The sequence below is a fragment of the Kutzneria sp. CA-103260 genome, assembly GCF_018263855.1.
Lineage (GTDB): Bacteria > Actinomycetota > Actinomycetes > Mycobacteriales > Pseudonocardiaceae > Kutzneria.
Genome location: NZ_CP073318.1, coordinates 10,760,582 through 10,776,625, shown reverse-complemented (window position 1 = coordinate 10,776,625; position 16,044 = coordinate 10,760,582). Strand labels below are relative to the sequence as shown.

Below are 16,044 nucleotides of genomic sequence, written 5' to 3'. Positions count from 1 at the left end.
GACCCGAGTGTGGAGCGGGCGCTGCGCCAGGCCGGATGGACTCCCGGTCGGCGGATCGACGTCACCACGTGGATCAGCATGCTCGAGCAGGCCGGGTACGAAATGCACGACACGGCTCTGCGAGTGTGGGCCGAGTTCGGAAATCTCAGGATACGCAGTTCCGAAGGCTGCGACCCGCCCTCCAACCTGATGATCGACCCGGCGGACGGATGTATCGATTCGGTCGAGGAGTGCCGCACGCTCAGTGACAACCTGAGCATGCGGTACTTCCCTCTCGGCATGTGGTCGAATCAGTTCCGGTGCTACATCGGGGCCGACTCCAGTGTCGTCGCGGCCAGTGTGGACACGATCTGGCGACTCGGCCCGACTTTCGCCGACGCCCTGCACTACGTCGTCGAGGGAGACGAGACCAGCAGCCACGAGGAAATCGTGACATGGCTCCAGCCCGGTCCTCCCCGGCGCAAGAAGTAGCAGCGCGTCAGGACAGCAGGTCCGGGAGGTCGCGGACGGAGTCCAGGATATGGGTCGCGCCGGCCTCCTCGAACTCCGCACGGGTGGTGGCGCCGGTGAGGACGCCGGCGGAGACCGAAGCGCCGGAGCGGAGGCCGCTGAGGATGTCGGAGGGGGTGTCGCCGACGGCGGCGATGGAGCGCACGTCGGAGATGCCCAGGCGGAGGGCGGCGGTGAGGATCATGTCGGGGTAGGGGCGGCCCCGGCCCGCATCAGAAGGCGTGAGGGCGATGTCGGGGAGGGACTGCCAGCCCAGGGCGGCCAGGATGGCGTCCTGGGTGGGGCGGGAGAAGCCGGTGGTGAGGGCCACCTGGATGCCAGCGGCCTGGAGGGACTTGATGGCCTGCTCGGCACCGGGGATGGGCTCGCAGAGGCCCGCACCCACCAGACGGGAGTAGGCGGCCTCGAAGGCGGAATTGGCTTGCCGGGCTTCGGCTTCGGAAAGAATCGCCCGGAAGACGACGATCTTGGACTGGCCCATGGTGCGGCGGACGTGGTCCAGCATCACCGGGAATCGATCGTCCGAAGTGGACACTCCGACGGCGGCGATGGCCTCGGTGAAGGCCCGTTCGACCAGGCCGTCGTCGGCGACGGTGGTGCCGGCCATGTCCAGTGTTGCCAACGAGATCTTCACAGTCCGGCCTCCACGGCGGTGCGCTCGGCGATCGCCGGCGAGCAGGTCATGCCCCGGCCACCGGGTCCGGTGACCAGCCAGGCGTTGTCGGAAATCCGGGCCCGGTGCACGACGGCGGCAGGATCGGTGTGTTGGGCGTAGACACCGGCCCAGCGGCGTCGGATGGGCGACAAAGGCCGTCCCAGCAAGGATTCGGCGACGGAGACGAGGTGCTCATAGGGCGCGGAGTCGACGTCGAAGGTGAAGGGCTCCGCGTACTCGTGGGTGTCGCCGATGGTGAGGGAGCCGTCGAGCCGTTGCACGAGCAGCAGCTGCATCTTGTGCTCGGCGGGAACCGATGACTGCGGCTGATCAGCATTCAGAGCGTCCAGAGCCGAACCGCGATAGGCCGGGTAGTAGCGGAAGCTGTCGCCATCGGCGACGGAGGTGGTGAGCACGGTGTCCAGCGGATCGGTCTGCATCATCTGGAGCCGAACCCGCCGCACGGGCACCTCGCCGGCGATCTCCCGCACCAGGCCACCCAGGGCGGCTCCGGTGCACAAAAGAACGAGATCAGCCTCATGAGCGTCGCCGTGGTCGTCCCGCACGCCGTGAGGCAGCAGAGCCCGAACCTCCCGGCCGGGCAGCCAGGTGTAACGACCGGTGGCCAGTAGGTGTTGCCGCAGCGCGGGTTGCGCGACACGAGGCTCGACGGCGGCGTCCATTGAGCAGTGCAGGCCACCGAGGAACTCGCCGCCCAGCCCCGGATTCAAGGCACGAACCTCGTCGGGCGCCAACAGCTTCAGCCCCCGGTCGGCGGCATCGGGCCGCGAGACGACGTCAGACGCGACGGCCATCTCCAACGGGGTGCGCACAAGCGTGAGGGAGCCGTTGGCCCGGAAGCCGACTCCCGGGACCTGACGCCCGATCTCCGCCCAGAGCTCACGGGCCCGTCGAGCGGTGGCCAGTTCCTCGCCGGGAGCCCTACCGCCGACCCACACCAGCCCGAAGTTGCGCACGGAAGCGCCCCGGGCCTGCTGTTCCCGTTCGATCTGCACGACGTCGTGACCGCGGGAAACGGCCTGCCACGCGTGCATCGTCCCCAGCACGCCTCCACCGACCACCAGCACTCTCACGGCCACGACCGTAGCATGGACTAGAGCAGTTACCAATCCGTTACCTGTGGGCCAATCGAGGCCGGCCGACGCAAGACGGCAGAATCGTCGCCGTGATGTCCACCATTGAGCAGAGGATCGCCGACGAGCTCGGCGTGCGGGACGGGCAGGTGACCGCGGCCGTCGGCCTGCTCGACGGCGGTGCGACGGTGCCGTTCGTCGCCCGCTACCGCAAGGAAGCAACCGGCGGCCTGGACGACGCCCAGCTGCGCACCCTGGAAGAGCGCCTGCGCTACTTGCGCGAGCTGGAGGAGCGGCGCACCGCGATCCTGGAGTCGATCGCCGAGCAGGGCAAGCTGGACGACGCGCTGCGCGAGCAGATCATGTCCGCCGACTCCAAGGCGCGGCTGGAGGACATCTACCTGCCGTACAAGCCGAAGCGGCGGACCAAGGCGCAGATCGCCCGCGAGGCCGGCCTGGAGCCGCTGGCCGGCGGCCTGATCACCGACCCGACGCTGGACCCGCAGAGCACCGCCGCCGGCTACGTGGACGCCGAGAAGGGCGTCGCCGACGCGGCCGCCGCGCTGGAGGGCGCGCGGGCCATCCTGGTCGAGCGCTTCGGCGAGGACGCGGACCTGATCGGCGCGCTGCGCGAGCAGATGTGGACCCGGGGCAGCCTGGTGGCCAAGGTCCGTGAGGGCCAGCAGGAGGCCGGGGCCAAGTTCAGCGACTACTTCGACTTCGCCGAGCCGTTCACCAAGCTGCCCTCGCACCGCATCCTGGCCATGTTCCGCGGCGAGAAGGAGGAGGTCCTCGACCTCACCCTGGAGCCGGAGGAGCAGGTCGAGGGCCAGCCGTCCGACTACGAGGTGCGCATCGCCTCCCGGTTCGGCGTCGACAACCAGGGCCGCCCGGCCGACAAGTGGCTGTCCGACACCGTGCGCTGGGCCTGGCGCACCCGCATCCTGGTGCACCTGGGCGTGGACCTGCGGGCCCGGCTGCGGGCCGACGCCGAGGACGAGGCCGTGCGCGTGTTCGCGGCCAACCTGCGCGACCTGCTGCTGGCCGCGCCGGCCGGCACCCGCGCCACCATGGGCCTGGACCCGGGCTTCCGCACCGGCGTGAAGGTCGCGGTCGTGGACAGCACCGGCAAGGTGGTGGCCACCACCGCCATCCACCCGCACCAGCCGGCCAACCGCTGGGACGAGTCGCTGGCCACCCTGGCCAAGCTGTGCGAGCAGCACCAGGTCGAACTGATCTCGATCGGCAACGGCACCGCGTCCAGGGAGACCGACAAGCTGGCCGCCGACCTGATCAAGCTGCGGCCCGAGCTGAAGCTGACCAAGATCGTCGTCTCCGAGGCCGGCGCGTCGGTGTACTCCGCCTCTGCGTTCGCCTCCGCGGAACTGCCGGACATGGACGTGTCGCTGCGCGGCGCGGTGTCCATCGCCCGCCGGCTGCAGGACCCGCTGGCCGAGCTGGTCAAGATCGACCCGAAGTCCATCGGCGTCGGCCAGTACCAGCACGACCTGGCCGAGACCAAGCTGTCCCGGTCGTTGGACGCCGTGGTCGAGGACTGTGTGAACGCGGTCGGCGTGGACCTGAACACGGCCTCGGCCCCGCTGCTGACCCGGGTGTCGGGCATCGGCGCCGGGCTGGCCGAGAACATCGTGCAGCACCGCGAGGCCAACGGCCCGTTCCGGTCCCGCGAGGCCCTCAAGGGCGTGGCCCGGCTGGGCCCGAAGGCGTTCGAGCAGTGCGCGGGCTTCCTGCGCATCCCCGGCGGCGACGACCCGCTGGACTCCTCCAGCGTGCACCCCGAGGCCTACCCGGTGGTGCGCCGCATCCTGACCGCCAACAACCTGGCGCTGACCGAGCTGATCGGCAACGGCGCCAAGCTGAAGGCGATCAAGCCGGCGGAGTTCGTGGACGACACGTTCGGCCTGCCGACCGTCACCGACATCCTCCGGGAGCTGGAGAAGCCGGGCCGGGACCCGCGGCCGGCGTTCAAGACGGCGACCTTCGCCGACGGCGTGGAGAAGCTCGGCGACCTGAAGCAGGGCATGGTGCTGGAGGGCGTGGTCACCAACGTGGCGGCGTTCGGCGCGTTCATCGACATCGGCGTGCACCAGGACGGCCTCGTGCACGTGTCGGCGATGTCGCGCACCTTCGTCAAGGACCCGCGCGACGTCGTGAAGTCCGGTGACGTGGTGCGGGTGAAGGTGCTGGACGTGGACATCCCGCGCAAGCGGATCTCGCTGACGCTGCGCCTGGAGGACGAGCCGGAGCGCGGCGGCCCCCAGGGTAGGGACGGCCAGCAGGCCAGGGGTGGCGGTCAGCAGGGCGGCCAGCGCCGCCAGGACCAGAACCGCGGCGGTGGCGGCAACAAGCGCGGCGGCGGGGGTCAGCGACGCGAGGAGCGTCCGGCCAACGGCTCCATGGCGGATGCCTTGCGGCGCGCGGGTTTCGGCAAGTAGCGAGCAGGCGACGAGGCCCCGCTGTCACATCGGCAGCGGGGCCGAGTTGTGTTCGTGGGTGATCTCCCATCGGCCTTCGCGCCGCTGGAAGCCGACTGTGGCCCGAGTCCACATGTCGACAACTCCGCCGCTGCGCAGCGTGCCTGCGAGGTGCGCGAGGTAGTGCGCGAAGGCGATGTCCTCGCCGGTGACCACGGTCAGCTCGGCGATCTTGTAGTCGATCGGGCCGTCGTAGCCGTCCAGCCAGGAACGGACCCGCTCCTTCTCGGCATCGCGCCCCTCGGCGTGCAACGGCCCCAGCACGTCGTACAGGACGACGTCCGCGCTGTGCGGGGCGGCCAGCGCGGCGGCGTCCTTCTCGGCGACGGCCCGCACCCGGTCCCGGATGATCTCCTCCGGGCTCACGACAGCACCTCGGCCAGCGTGTCGAGCTGGGAGTTGGTGCCCTGCTCCCGCCACTCCGGCTGCTCCATGTCGTCCAGGTACGCACCCTGCTCGACCAGCACCAGCCGGGTGCCCGCGCCGTCGGCGATGAACTCGACGGTGGTCTGCGAGACCGTGGACAGCTTGTCGCCGTCGTGCAGCGTGGCGGAGTAGGCGATCCGCTCACCGTCGACGATGTCCCGGTAGGTGGCCTCGTACCGCAACTGCCCGCCGCTGGCGACCTCCGTGCCACCGATCCGGAAGTCGAGCGAGTGGTGGTGGCCGGGAGCAGTGAGCCAGCGACCCTTGAGCGCCGGGTCGGCCCAGGCCGCGAAGACCTTGGCCGGGGAGTGCGGATAGGTGCGGTCGATGGTGAACGTCGAGTGCTTGACGGTCATGTCGTTGTCTCCTCGTCGAGTACGTCGGCGAGCCGGTCCAGCTTCCGTTCCCAGGCGGTCCGGCGCTCGTGCAGCCAGTCCTCGGCGGCCCGCAGCCCGGCCGGGTCGATCCGGCAGGTGCGGACCCGGCCGACCTTCTCGGTGCGGACCAGCCCGCAGGCCTCCAGGGCCTGCAGGTGCTGCACGACGGCGGCGAGCGTGATCGGCAGCGGCGCCGCCAGCTCGCTCACCGAGGCCGGCCCTCGGGTCAGCCGCTCGACCAGACCCCGACGGGTCGGGTCGGCCAGCGCCTGGAACACCCGGTCCAGCTCATGGTTAAGCACACACTTGAGTATCACCGCCTCGAATACTCAAGTCAAGGCTTAACTATCAGCCCAAGATCAAGGCTCCGATCCTGACGTTGAACGTGAGGAAAGCCCCCTTCCTCACGATGAACGCGAGGAAGGGGGCTTTCCTGACAAGAAGGTGAGGCTTAGTTGGCGTCCTGGTCCAGCTGGGTCGCCGTCACGGCGTTGCCGACCTGGGTGCAGTCGTCGGCGGTGATGCCGGCGGTGCCCGCCTGGGCCAGCGCCTGGCAGGAGGAGTTCAGCGCGTCGCCCACGTCGTGGAAGGTGGCGCTGGGGGTGAGGGTGTTCTCCACGCCCCACCAGATCTGGATGGCCTTGGCCATGCCCAGGCCGCGCACGGTCTGGCCGTTGAAGGTGTCGCCGTCGGTGATCAGGTAGTCAGCCTTGTTGATCACGCCGTCGTTGATGTGCACGTCCGGGTTGTTGGTGTCCCAGCCGGGGCCGTTCACGCGGTCGGGCTGCGACTTCTTCGAGGCCGTCGGGTCCTGCATGTTGCGCACGGCGCCGATGGCGGAGCCGGCGCCCAGCTGCCAGCGGTTGGCTCCCTGCACGTTCGGGTCGTTCGCGGTGATGGCGATGAACTGGCCGAACACGTCGGACAGGCCCTCGTTGATGGAGTCGGCCTGGCCGCCCTGCAACCCGGAGGTGTGCTGGGTGACGCCGTGGGTCAGCTCGTGGCCGGTGATGTCGTCGGTGGTGACGCCCTCGCCGAAGGCCATCTGCTCGCCGTCCCAGAAGGCGTTGAGGAACGGGCAGTCCTCGCCCTGCACGCAGATCCGCACGGTGCCGCGCAGCGCCTTGCCGGTGCCGTCGTTGTAGTCCGCGCCGATCAGCGAGGTCAGGTCGACGCCGACCGCGCTCTGGTAGAAGTCCTGGGCGTTGCCGAAGAAGTTGTAGACGTTGTTGACGTCCTGGATCGACGAGGAGGCCCCGCCCTCCTTGCGGCTGAGCTTGAACGAGGTGCCGCAGCGAACCGAGTCGTTCGTGCCGGACACCACCTTGCGGTTGGCGTCGCAGACATCGCGGTTGACCGCCTCGCGGACCTCCGACCACGAGGTCAGCACCTGCTGCGAGCCGGCCTTCACAACCTCGGTCCACTTGTCCTCAATGGACGGACCATGCACGACGACCTGGTAGGTGGGCACGGCGACCGACTCACCGCGGGCGCCGCCCAGGGTGGCGTCGTACCAGTACGCCTTGGGGGCGTCGGCGGTCAGCTTGGTGGCCGGCAGGCCGCTGCGCTTGACGACGTCGGCGATGGCGGTGGCGGCAGCCCCCGCGTCGGTGGCCGGGAACTGGCCGGCGGTGCGCTTGGTGGTCTTGCCGTGCTTGGCGACGACGTTGCCGTGCTGGTCGAGCAGGTCGACCTGCTGGCCGCCGAACACCGGGACGCCGGCGATCGTCTGCTGGTAGCGGACCACGCTGCCGAACGGCATGGACTGCGCGGCCACCTGCTGCATGGCGGGCGCCGCCACGGCCGGGCCGGCCGTCACGGCCGCGCTGGCTGCCAGGGCCGCGACGGTCGCACCCGCGACCGCCGCGCCCGTGATAACTCGATTGCGTGACACTCACACACCTCCGCAGGGATCCAGTCACCGGAAGTGACTGAATGCGCAGTGTGCGTAATCCTCACGTGTGAGCGCCCCCTCCGAAAGTAGGAAGATCGCCCAACCACCGGGGGGAGCATTTTTGGCCTCTTGCCGCTATGGCCGGCCCGTCTGCCAGGCGGTGATCCGGCGGATGACCAGGATCGCCAGCACGGCGGCGGCGAGCTGGAGCGCGTCGCCGACCAGGCCCAGCCACGGCGTCCGGGTGCTGGCCAGCCGCAGCAGCAGGCTCAGCTGGTTGCTCAGCAAGAACGTCAGCCACCAGAACAGGACCAGGCCGTTGCCGGCGGCGGCGCGGTCGGGCGAGCTGGCCCGCCAGACGTCGATCACGTACTGGTACGGGAACCAGTACGAGACGATCGGGCAGATCCAGGCGCCGATCGCCCAGCCCTTGCCCAGCCGCTGGGTCTGCGGCCCGACCACCGCGTCCACATTGGACCGCACTCGCCACAGCCATGTGATGAACAGCACGGCGGCGACGATCGTCGCCAGGAAGCCGATGCTGACCATCCGCAGCTCCTGGCCGAACTGGCCGGTCAGGTTGGCGGCCGCCGACAGCACGTCGGTCACCGCCACCAGACCGATCAGCAGCGCGGCCGCGATGGCCAGGCCGCCGGGCGGCTTCGGCTGCGTGTAGCCGTAGTACCGGTACTCGGCCGGCATCGGCACGCCGAGCTGCGGCATGGCGCCATTCGGTTCCATCGGTGTTTCCCCCTTCGGGCCACGAGCCCCCCGACCCAAGTGGGAACAATACAGACAATCAGTCACATTTTCGCGCGACTGTGACGGACTGCCACGCACTGATCCTGCGGATCACCAGCACCAGGCCCACCGCGGCGACGACGTCGAGGGCGCAGGACAGCAGGGCCACGGAGTGGTCGGTGTCGTAGCGCTCGAACCGGGACACGATCCACGTCCCCAGCAGCGCCAGCCACCAGGTCAGCACCACCGCCTCGGTGGTGCTCTCCCGGTTCGGCGCGCTGGCCCGCCACACGTCCACGACGTACTGGTACGGGAACCAGAGGTTGACGATCGGCACCAACCAGCCGCCGATGCCCCAGCCCCGGCCCAGCCGCTGCGAGGCTCGCCCGGCGATCAGCTCCGCGTTGGCCCGCGCCCGCCACAGCCACACGATGAACACCGGCGCGGCCGTGACCAGGGCGAACGCGAAGACCACCGCCAGCAGCGCCGCCTTCGTGTCCTGCCCGGTCAGCTCGGCGGCGGTCTCCAGAATGTCGGCCAACCCCACCAGGCCGACCAGCAGCGCCGCTGCGATGCCCAGCCCGCCGACCGGCCGCCACTGCCGTTCCATGCTCGTCCCCCCAACGTCCGGACGGGAGTCTAGGCGGCGAGCGCCTGCCAGTCGCTGATTCGGCGCACGACCAGCAGCGCCAGCACGCCGGAGGCAAGGTCCAGCACGCAGGCGGCGACCAGCGGCGCGACGTCGACGAGGCCGGCCAGGCTGATGAACCGGGTGAACACCAACGACCCCAGGAAGGTCATCCACCACCACACGACCAGGCCGTCGTGGTGGTCGCCGAGTTTCGGCGCGCTGGCCCGCCACACGTCGACCACGACCTGGTACGGGAACCACAGGTTGACCACCGGGCAGAACCACGCGCCGATGACCCACTCCCGGGTCAGCCGCTGCCCGTGCGGGCCGACCAGCAGCTCCGCGTTGGCCCGGGCCCGCCACAGCCACATGATGAACGCGACGGCGGCGACCACCAGCGCGCCGGCGTTCACCCACAGCAGCACGTTGTCCAGCGCGGCCGCGCCGTTCACGTCGGCGACCGTCTCGGCCACGTCGGTGACGAGCACCAGCCCGATCAGCGCGGAGGCGGCGACGGCCCGGCCGCCGACCGGCTTCCAGTTCTTGGGCACACGCCGGCCGTGGACGGTCGGCACGGAGGTCTTGGTTCTGCTCACGGCTCTCCCTAAAAGTCCTGCCATCGACTTTAGGGAAAGGACGTCACAAATTCAGCTGCGTTATGAAGCTGAAACGGTCGCCGCGATAGAGAGAACGGACACGCTCCACCGGCACGCCGGCGTCGTCCCTGGTCACCCGGTGCAGCAACAGCATCGGCACCGCCGGATTGGTGCCGATGAGCAGCGCTTCCCGCGGGGTGGCGAGCACCGTCTCCACCCGTTCCTCGGCGTGTGCCAGCACGATACCGACCACCCCTGTCAAATAGGCGTACAAGGACGTGGCCGGATCGAACACGGACAACAGATCGGGAAAACGGCGAGCGGACAGATAGGTCGATTCCAGGCCGATCCGCTCCGAATCGGCCAGCAGCACCCGCTCGATGTGCAGGGCCGGGTCGCCGGGCGCGATGCCCAGGTCGGCGGCCAGCCGGTCGTCGGCGGCCACGTGCTCGCCGGTGACCAGGTAGCGGCTGGGCTCCACGCCCTGGCTGCGCATGCCCTCGGTGTAGCTGACCAGGGCCAGCGGCTGCACCAGCTTCGGCGGCGCGACGAACGTGCCGGCCCCCTGCCGGCGCACCAGCCGCCCCTCCAGCACGAGCTCGCTCACGGCCTGCCGGAACGTCACCCGCGAGACCTCGAACCGCTCGGCCAGCTCCCGCTCCGACGGCAGCGTCGCGCCCTCGCCCAACTCCTCGATCAGCCCCAGCAACCGCGACTTGACCGCGTAGTACCGCGGCACGCGGCCGTGCTCGGGAATGCCGGCGCGAACGGGCTCTCCTGCGCGGTGCGACGGCGTTGGCATGGTTCGCCAGCTTAGAGTGAGTCAGGTGGAGATCACCGAGGGGTTGCGGCGGGTCACCGAACTCGCCAGTCGCGAGAACTGGCTGGCTGTGCTGGTCACCTTGCGCGCCAACGGGAAACCGAGCGTTTCCGTGCTCAACGCGGCGGTAGTGCCGCATCCGGTCACCGGCGAGTCGGTGGTGGCCTTCGTGTCCCGCGGCAACACCGCGAAGCTGGCCAACCTGCGGACCAACGGCGAGGCCACGCTGGTGTTCCGGGCCGGCTGGGAATGGATCTCGGTGTCCGGGCCGACCGAGATCGCCGGCCCTGACGACGAGTTGCCCGGCGTCACCGACCTGCGGCAGCTGCTGCGGGACGTCTACCACGCGGCCGGCGGCCGACACGACGACCTGGACGAGTACGACCGGGTCATGGCCGAGGACCGGCGCGCGGCGGTGTTCGTGACGCCACAGCGGTTCGCCACCAATCCGTAACAGGTTTGCCGCAGTCAAAGACCCCGAGTTCCCAGGTTTGTGGGTCTCCAAGACCCACAAACCTGGGAACCGAGAGTCGGTAACCGACACAAACCCACTACTCCGTAGCCAACGGCCGCAGGCGGCGGGGGCCGGTGTCGGGCTGGGACGGCGGTTCGCCCACGGTGATCCGCGCCGAGCTCACGAACGCCCCCGCCGCCGAGGCCAACACCGGCTCCAGCACCAGTCGCCGCACCTCCGGCAGGTCCTCGGCCAGCGCGGACAGCCGCAGCGCCAGGTCCTCCAGCGCGGCCAGGTCGGCCGGCTCGCCGCCGCGGTAGCCGATCAGCAGCGGGGCCGCCTTCGGCGCGCGGACCAGCGCAGCCGCGTCCGTGTCGGTCATCGGCACGGCCCGGTAGGCGCGGTCGCCGAGCAGGTCGCTGACCACGCCGCCGAGCCCGAAGCTGACCAGCGTGCCGAACGACGGGTCGTCCTGTAGCCCCAATTGACAGGAGACCCCCTTCGGGGCCATTCGCTGCACGTACATCTCGGCCGAGCCGGACACTTCCAGCAGGTCTTGGTAGGCCACCCGGACCGCCTCGGCGCTGGCCAGATCCAGCCGCAGGCCAAGGAAATCGGTGCGGTGCCGCAGCTGCTCGCTGGTGGACTTGAGCACCACCGGGTAGCCCAGCTCGTCACACGCCCTGACGGCGTCGTCCACAGTGGACACTGTGCGGAACGGCACCACCTCGATGCCGTAACAAGCCAGCAGGGCAACGACTTCCTCGTCGGTCGAGGTCTTCAGGACAAGTTCCCGAGCCCGCTCGGTGTCGATGCCCTCGGGGCGGGTGAACTCGCCGCGCGGGCGGGACCGCCACTGCGCGTACCGAGTCGCCCGGGCCAACGCCGACACCGCCCGCTCCGGGCTCGGATACGACGGCACCGACCCCCGCGACGGCGACCCGTCCGGGCCGGGCACCGCCAGCTCGTCCGGCACGCCCTCGACGGCCAGGAACGTTGTCACCACAGGCTTTCCGGTGCCGGCCTCACGCAGCGACTTGGCGTAGTCGGCGGCCGGCATGGCGATCGGCGGCACGAACACCACCACCAGCGCGTCCACGTCCTCGCATCGAGCCGTCGACCGGACAGCCTCGGCGAACGCCTCGGGGCTGGCGTGCGCGCCGACGTCCACCGGCTCGCGGGCCAGCTCCAAACCCTGAGCCAGCAACGCATCCGCGGCCAGCAGCCCGATCGCCGTGGAGTTGCCGACGACCGCCACCCGCGGCCCCGCCGGCAGCGGCTGGTGGGCCAGCAGCAGCGCCGTGTCGAACAACTGCCCCAGCGACTCGACGCGGATCACGCCTGTCTGCTCGAACAGTGACTGAAGGCTGAGCTCGTCGAGCGCCACCGTGCCGGCCAGGCCTGGGTTCACCGCGTGCCGCCCCGTCTTCACGGCCACGATCGGCTTGCGCCGCCCCAGCCGCCGGGCCAGCCGGGCGAACTTGCGCGGATTGCCGAAGGACTCCAGGTACAGCAACACGACATCGGTCGCCGGATCGTCGGCCCAGTACTGCAACAGGTCGTTGCCGGAGACGTCCGCGCGGTTGCCGGCCGACACGAACGTGGACAGCCCCAGGCCACGCTCGGCGGCCGTGGCCAGAATCGCGATGCCCAACGCGCCGGACTGACAGAAGAAGCCGGTGCGGCCACGACCCGGCAGCTTCGGTGCCAGCGTCGCGTTCAACCGCACCTCGGGATCGGTGTTGACGACGCCGAGCGCGCTTGGCCCCACCACCCGCATCCCGTGCGCACGGGCCTGCGACACCAGCCGCCGCTCCGCCTCCGGATCCGGCACCGTCGACACCACCAGCAGCGCCTTCACGCCCTTGGCCAGGCAGGCGTCCAGCACGTCCTCGACGCCGGCGGCGGGAATCGCCACCACCGCCAGATCCACGTCGTCGGGGATGTCCAGCACCGAACTGTAGGCGCGGACCCCGCGCACCGACCGGTGCTCCGGGTTGACCGGGTACACCGGCCCGGCGAAATCGGCGACCAGCAGGTTGGTCAGCACCGCGTGCCCGATCTTGGCGTGATCCGTGGACGCCCCGATCAGCGCCACCGACCGCGGCGTGAGCAGGTTGCGCACGCTGCGCGCCTCCGCCGCCTGCTCACGGGCCCGCGCCACCGCCACGGACTGCTCGGTGGGGTCCAGCGCGAACTCCAGGTGCAGCGTGCCCTCCTCGAACGAGCGCGCGATCTGGTAGCCGGCGTCCCGGAACACTCGCACCATCTGGCTGTTCTCGGCCAGCACCTCGGCCACGAACCGGGTCAGGCCGCTCTCCCGCGCCGCCGCGGCCAGGTGCTCCAGCAGGATCGAGCCCAGCCCGCGACCCTGGTGCGCGTCCGCCACCACGAACGCCACCTCGGCCGAGTCGGTGCCGGCCAGCCGGTCGTAGCGGCCCACCGCGACGATGTCGTCGCCGAGCATCGCCACGAACGCCACCCGGTCACCGTGGTCGACCGTGCTGAACCGCTCCACATCGCGCTGGGGCATCCGCGGATACGGCCCGAAATAGCGGAAGTAGCGGGTGCGCTCGGACAGCCGGCCGTGGAAGGCCACCAGCCGGTCCGCGTCGTCCGGGGTGATCGGTCTCAGGTGGACGGTGCCGCCGTCGGACAGCACGACGTCGGCTTCCCAGTGCTTCGGGTAGTCGTACGGGTCCATCACTCAGTCTCTCGGGTCATCGGGATCGAGCCCGTGCAACGGGAACACCGCGCGGCGGGTGCCCAGCACCGCCATGTCCACCGGGTCGCCGCCACCCCCCGACCACGGCAGGAACGACGTGCCGCCGCCGTCGGTCATGTCCGGCACGCCCAGCCGCTGCCCCCAGTCGCCGGGCAGCTCGGTCTTCACCGGGATGTCGCGGTCCAGGGCCGTGGCCAGCAGGTGCGTCCACGACCGCGGCACCACGCGGCGTAGTTGGTAGCCGCCACCGCCCAGCGCCAGCCAGCGGCCGCCGTGCTCGATCGACAGCTCACGCAGGGCCATGTAGATCGCGCGGTGGCCGTCCACCGTCAACCCGAGGTGCGCCAGCGGGTCGTCCCGGTGCGTGTCCACACCGCACTGCGTCACCAGCACCTGCGGCCGGAACGCCCGCAGCATCGACGGCACCACCGCGTGGAAGGCGCGCAGCCAGTGCTCGTCGGTGGTCCCCGGGGGCAGCGGGAGGTTCACGGAAGTGCCGTATCCGTCGCCGGCGCCCAACTCGCGCGCGTAACCGGTGCCGGGCCACAGCGTCGCCGGATGCTGGTGCAGGGAGATCGTCAGCACCCGGGGGTCGTCGTAGAAGGCGACCTGCACGCCGTCGCCGTGGTGCACGTCCGTGTCGACGTAGGCCACCCGCTCCACGCCGCGGTCCAGCAGCCGATCGATCGCCGCCACGCAGTCGTTGTACACGCAGAAGCCGGCCGCCTCGTCCCGCATCGCGTGGTGCAGCCCGCCGCCGATGTTGACCACCCGGTCCGTCTCACCTGACAGCAGCAGCTCGGCGGCCGCCAGCGAGGAGCCCAACACCAGGCTGGCGGCCTCGTGCATGCCCGTGAACACGGGATTGTCGGCGGTGCCCAGGCCGTGCCCGACGCCGATCGCCGACTCCGGCGCCGCCTTCACCGCGGCGATGTACTCGGGCGAGTGAACCCGCAGCACCTCCTGCTCGGTTGCCGGCGCCGGGTGGAGCGGCTCCACCCCGTCCAACACGCCCAGCGCCCGCGCCAACCCCATGGTCAGGTCCAGGCGGACCGGGTTGAGCGGGTGGTCGGCCCCCATGTCGTAGCCCAGCAGAGTGTCGTCCCACACGACTCCGGCACGCTTGCCCATGACGACCAAGGTAGGCGCTCGACGCCGGGGTTGCCCGGGTGCGCCTGCCTGGTGGACTCTTGAGGGGTGAGTGAGGAACTGATCCGCCTGGATCTCGATGATTCCGGTGTCGGTGTCGACCTGCCCCGCCCGAATAATCAGAAGGACCAGGTGCAAGGGGTCCCCTACCGTCCCGTCGAGTTCCGGGACGACGATCTGCCTGCGGCGATGGAACGGGCCGCGGCCTGGCTGCGACAGGCGCAGGAATGGCTCGGCGAGCCGATCGACGTGATCGCCATCCATCTGGACTACGACGACACGCCCAGTGCGCCGTACTACGACGTGAAGCTGCTCTGCAACGAGGAGGACCTGGCCGGCGCGCCACTGGCCCTCCGCGAACGGGAGCAGACGCCCAAGTAGTCCGCCGAGCGCCCGTGGGCCGCCGCGGCCCACGGGCGTCACCTCAGCGGTCGCCGTGCACCGCGCGGTACACGGTGTCGCGCAGCGCGTTGGCGCGAGCGTCGGTCAGGGTTCGCTCCAGGTCCCGCAGCACCACCCGGAGCAGCACGTTCTTCTCGCCCGCGCGCAGCCCCAGCCGGTCCCGGGCGACCGGCGGCAGCAGCTCGCCCGCGGTCTCGGCGAGCACCCGCACCTCCTCGACGACGTGCGCGTCCGGGCCCAGCGCCTCCCGGACCGCCTCGCCCAACTGCTCGGCGTCCATGTCCTCGGCGACCGCCACCGACAGGTCGCGGCGGATCGGCGGCTGCGTGGAGACCGGTTGGTAGGGCCGCAGATCCAGCAGCTGGTTCGCGATCCGCGGCTCGGTGGAACGCAGCAGCCGGATGTCGTCGATTCCCTTGCGCAGCATGAGAAGACGGTCCAGGCCGAGGCCCATCGCCAGGCCCTGGCACAGCTCCGGGCGGGCCAGGCCGCACTCGCCGACCTCCACCCCGTTCACCCGGATCTCCTTGCCCCGCACGGTGTACGGATGATCGGACGGCTCCAGCGCGACCTTCGCACCGGGCACGGCGGCCTGCACCACGCTCTGCGCCATGTCACGCAAGTCGTTGTCCGACAAGCCTTTCCTGATCAGCCAGAGATCCAGTTGGTGCGGCTGGCCGACATGCTGGCGGTCGATGGCGTCACGGCGGTAACAGATGCCCGGGACGCTCAGCAGCGCTTCGTCGGCGATGCCTTGCAGCAACGGCGGAATCATCGCCGTGGTGTGCGCCCGCAGCATCAGGTCCGGCCTGAGGTAACGGGAATAGCGGGTGTCGCGGGCCACCGCGTCGGCCGGGTAGCCGAGCCGGTCGTAGTTGTCCGCCGTCGGCACCACGGGATTGCCGCGCCGCCGTTGCGCCGGCAGCCCGGCCCACTCCGACACGGCTTGCTCGATCTCGGCCAGCAGCAGCTGCATCGCGTGCGAGCCCTGGTTGGGATCGGTGAGGTCGCGCACGGACAGCGCCGCGCGCACCTGGTCGGCGGTCATCAGCTTCATGGCTTTGGTCCTGACGTG

At 70.4% G+C, this 16,044-nt stretch carries 17 protein-coding genes; 4 read left to right on the top strand and 13 right to left on the bottom strand.

The window, feature by feature from the left end; translation table 11 throughout:
* Positions 1 to 9: 9 nt before the first annotated feature.
* Positions 10 to 471 carry an SUKH-3 domain-containing protein gene (locus JJ691_RS48430; RefSeq protein WP_211766098.1) on the top strand — a complete coding sequence of 154 codons (462 nt, stop codon included), beginning with the start codon at positions 10 to 12 and terminating at the stop codon, positions 469 to 471.
* Between the two features lie 7 nt (positions 472 to 478).
* Here JJ691_RS48430 and JJ691_RS48425 read toward each other — a convergent pair whose 3' ends face one another.
* Both JJ691_RS48425 and JJ691_RS48420 read right to left on the bottom strand, forming a co-directional pair.
* On the bottom strand, positions 479 to 1,144 hold the full coding sequence (locus JJ691_RS48425; protein WP_256449334.1) for a phosphonatase-like hydrolase: 666 nt from the start codon (positions 1,142 to 1,144) through the stop codon (positions 479 to 481).
* The gene (locus JJ691_RS48420; protein WP_211766097.1) at positions 1,141 to 2,259 is read right to left on the bottom strand and encodes a TIGR03364 family FAD-dependent oxidoreductase; all 1,119 of its coding nucleotides are present in this window, start codon (positions 2,257 to 2,259) and stop codon (positions 1,141 to 1,143) included. Before JJ691_RS48420 ends, JJ691_RS48425 begins: the two co-directional genes overlap by 4 nt.
* A 95-nt stretch (positions 2,260 to 2,354) precedes the next feature.
* Here JJ691_RS48420 and JJ691_RS48415 point away from each other — a divergent pair, with 95 nt between their 5' ends.
* A complete protein-coding gene (locus JJ691_RS48415; protein ID WP_211772205.1) occupies positions 2,355 to 4,715 on the top strand; it encodes a Tex family protein in 2,361 nt (786 codons plus the stop codon).
* 24 nt (positions 4,716 to 4,739) lie between these two features.
* Here the strand turns inward: JJ691_RS48415 and JJ691_RS48410 are convergent, their stop codons facing one another.
* The 8 genes from JJ691_RS48410 to JJ691_RS48375 all read right to left on the bottom strand — a co-directional run bounded on the left by JJ691_RS48410 (position 4,740) and on the right by JJ691_RS48375 (position 10,221).
* Positions 4,740 to 5,120, bottom strand: a complete 381-nt coding sequence (locus JJ691_RS48410) for a YybH family protein (protein WP_211766096.1) — start codon at positions 5,118 to 5,120, stop codon at positions 4,740 to 4,742.
* Entirely contained in the window at positions 5,117 to 5,536 is a 420-nt protein-coding gene (locus JJ691_RS48405; RefSeq protein WP_211766095.1) for an SRPBCC family protein, read from the bottom strand. The genes JJ691_RS48410 and JJ691_RS48405 overlap by 4 nt, the downstream gene beginning before the upstream one ends.
* Positions 5,533 to 5,859, bottom strand: a complete 327-nt coding sequence (locus JJ691_RS48400; protein WP_249227511.1) for an ArsR/SmtB family transcription factor — start codon at positions 5,857 to 5,859, stop codon at positions 5,533 to 5,535. Before JJ691_RS48400 ends, JJ691_RS48405 begins: the two co-directional genes overlap by 4 nt.
* 149 nt (positions 5,860 to 6,008) lie before the next feature.
* Complete coding sequence (locus tag JJ691_RS48395) at positions 6,009 to 7,451, bottom strand: M4 family metallopeptidase (RefSeq protein WP_211766094.1); 1,443 nt, start codon at positions 7,449 to 7,451, stop codon at positions 6,009 to 6,011.
* A gap of 135 nt (positions 7,452 to 7,586) precedes the next feature.
* A complete protein-coding gene (locus JJ691_RS48390) occupies positions 7,587 to 8,192 on the bottom strand; it encodes a DUF4328 domain-containing protein (RefSeq protein WP_211766093.1) in 606 nt (201 codons plus the stop codon).
* Between the two features lie 58 nt (positions 8,193 to 8,250).
* Positions 8,251 to 8,802 (bottom strand): DUF4328 domain-containing protein, encoded by a 552-nt coding sequence (locus JJ691_RS48385; protein WP_211766092.1) that lies wholly within the window; start codon positions 8,800 to 8,802, stop codon positions 8,251 to 8,253.
* A 29-nt stretch (positions 8,803 to 8,831) separates the two neighbouring features.
* A complete protein-coding gene (locus tag JJ691_RS48380; protein ID WP_211766091.1) occupies positions 8,832 to 9,419 on the bottom strand; it encodes a DUF4328 domain-containing protein in 588 nt (195 codons plus the stop codon).
* Between the two features lie 43 nt (positions 9,420 to 9,462).
* On the bottom strand, positions 9,463 to 10,221 hold the full coding sequence (locus JJ691_RS48375) for a GntR family transcriptional regulator (RefSeq protein WP_211766090.1): 759 nt from the start codon (positions 10,219 to 10,221) through the stop codon (positions 9,463 to 9,465).
* 25 nt (positions 10,222 to 10,246) lie between these two features.
* On the opposite strand from JJ691_RS48375, the gene JJ691_RS48370 reads away from it, so the two are divergent.
* Positions 10,247 to 10,693 (top strand): pyridoxamine 5'-phosphate oxidase family protein, encoded by a 447-nt coding sequence (locus tag JJ691_RS48370; RefSeq protein ID WP_306291344.1) that lies wholly within the window; start codon positions 10,247 to 10,249, stop codon positions 10,691 to 10,693.
* A 97-nt stretch (positions 10,694 to 10,790) separates the two neighbouring features.
* Here the strand turns inward: JJ691_RS48370 and JJ691_RS48365 are convergent, their stop codons facing one another.
* On the bottom strand, positions 10,791 to 13,397 hold the full coding sequence (locus JJ691_RS48365) for a bifunctional acetate--CoA ligase family protein/GNAT family N-acetyltransferase (RefSeq protein ID WP_211766089.1): 2,607 nt from the start codon (positions 13,395 to 13,397) through the stop codon (positions 10,791 to 10,793).
* A 3-nt stretch (positions 13,398 to 13,400) separates the two neighbouring features.
* Complete coding sequence (locus JJ691_RS48360; protein ID WP_211766088.1) at positions 13,401 to 14,549, bottom strand: acetoin utilization protein AcuC; 1,149 nt, start codon at positions 14,547 to 14,549, stop codon at positions 13,401 to 13,403.
* A 66-nt stretch (positions 14,550 to 14,615) separates the two neighbouring features.
* On the opposite strand from JJ691_RS48360, the gene JJ691_RS48355 reads away from it, so the two are divergent.
* Complete coding sequence (locus tag JJ691_RS48355; RefSeq protein ID WP_211766087.1) at positions 14,616 to 14,948, top strand: hypothetical protein; 333 nt, start codon at positions 14,616 to 14,618, stop codon at positions 14,946 to 14,948.
* A gap of 43 nt (positions 14,949 to 14,991) precedes the next feature.
* Here JJ691_RS48355 and srmL read toward each other — a convergent pair whose 3' ends face one another.
* A complete protein-coding gene (gene srmL / locus JJ691_RS48350) occupies positions 14,992 to 16,026 on the bottom strand; it encodes a PheS-related mystery ligase SrmL (protein ID WP_249227510.1) in 1,035 nt (344 codons plus the stop codon).
* Positions 16,027 to 16,044: the final 18 nt, after the last annotated feature.

Coding starts and splice junctions, on each gene's coding strand:
- srmL (WP_249227510.1), bottom strand. CDS start 16,026: ATGAAGCTGATGACCGCCGACCAGGTGCGCGCGGCGCTGTCCGTGCGC.
- JJ691_RS48365 (WP_211766089.1), bottom strand. CDS start 13,397: ATGGACCCGTACGACTACCCGAAGCACTGGGAAGCCGACGTCGTGCTG.
- JJ691_RS48375 (WP_211766090.1), bottom strand. CDS start 10,221: ATGCCAACGCCGTCGCACCGCGCAGGAGAGCCCGTTCGCGCCGGCATT.
- JJ691_RS48415 (WP_211772205.1), top strand. CDS start 2,355: ATGTCCACCATTGAGCAGAGGATCGCCGACGAGCTCGGCGTGCGGGAC.
- JJ691_RS48385 (WP_211766092.1), bottom strand. CDS start 8,802: ATGGAACGGCAGTGGCGGCCGGTCGGCGGGCTGGGCATCGCAGCGGCG.
- JJ691_RS48360 (WP_211766088.1), bottom strand. CDS start 14,549: ATGGGCAAGCGTGCCGGAGTCGTGTGGGACGACACTCTGCTGGGCTAC.
- JJ691_RS48405 (WP_211766095.1), bottom strand. CDS start 5,536: ATGACCGTCAAGCACTCGACGTTCACCATCGACCGCACCTATCCGCAC.
- JJ691_RS48390 (WP_211766093.1), bottom strand. CDS start 8,192: ATGGAACCGAATGGCGCCATGCCGCAGCTCGGCGTGCCGATGCCGGCC.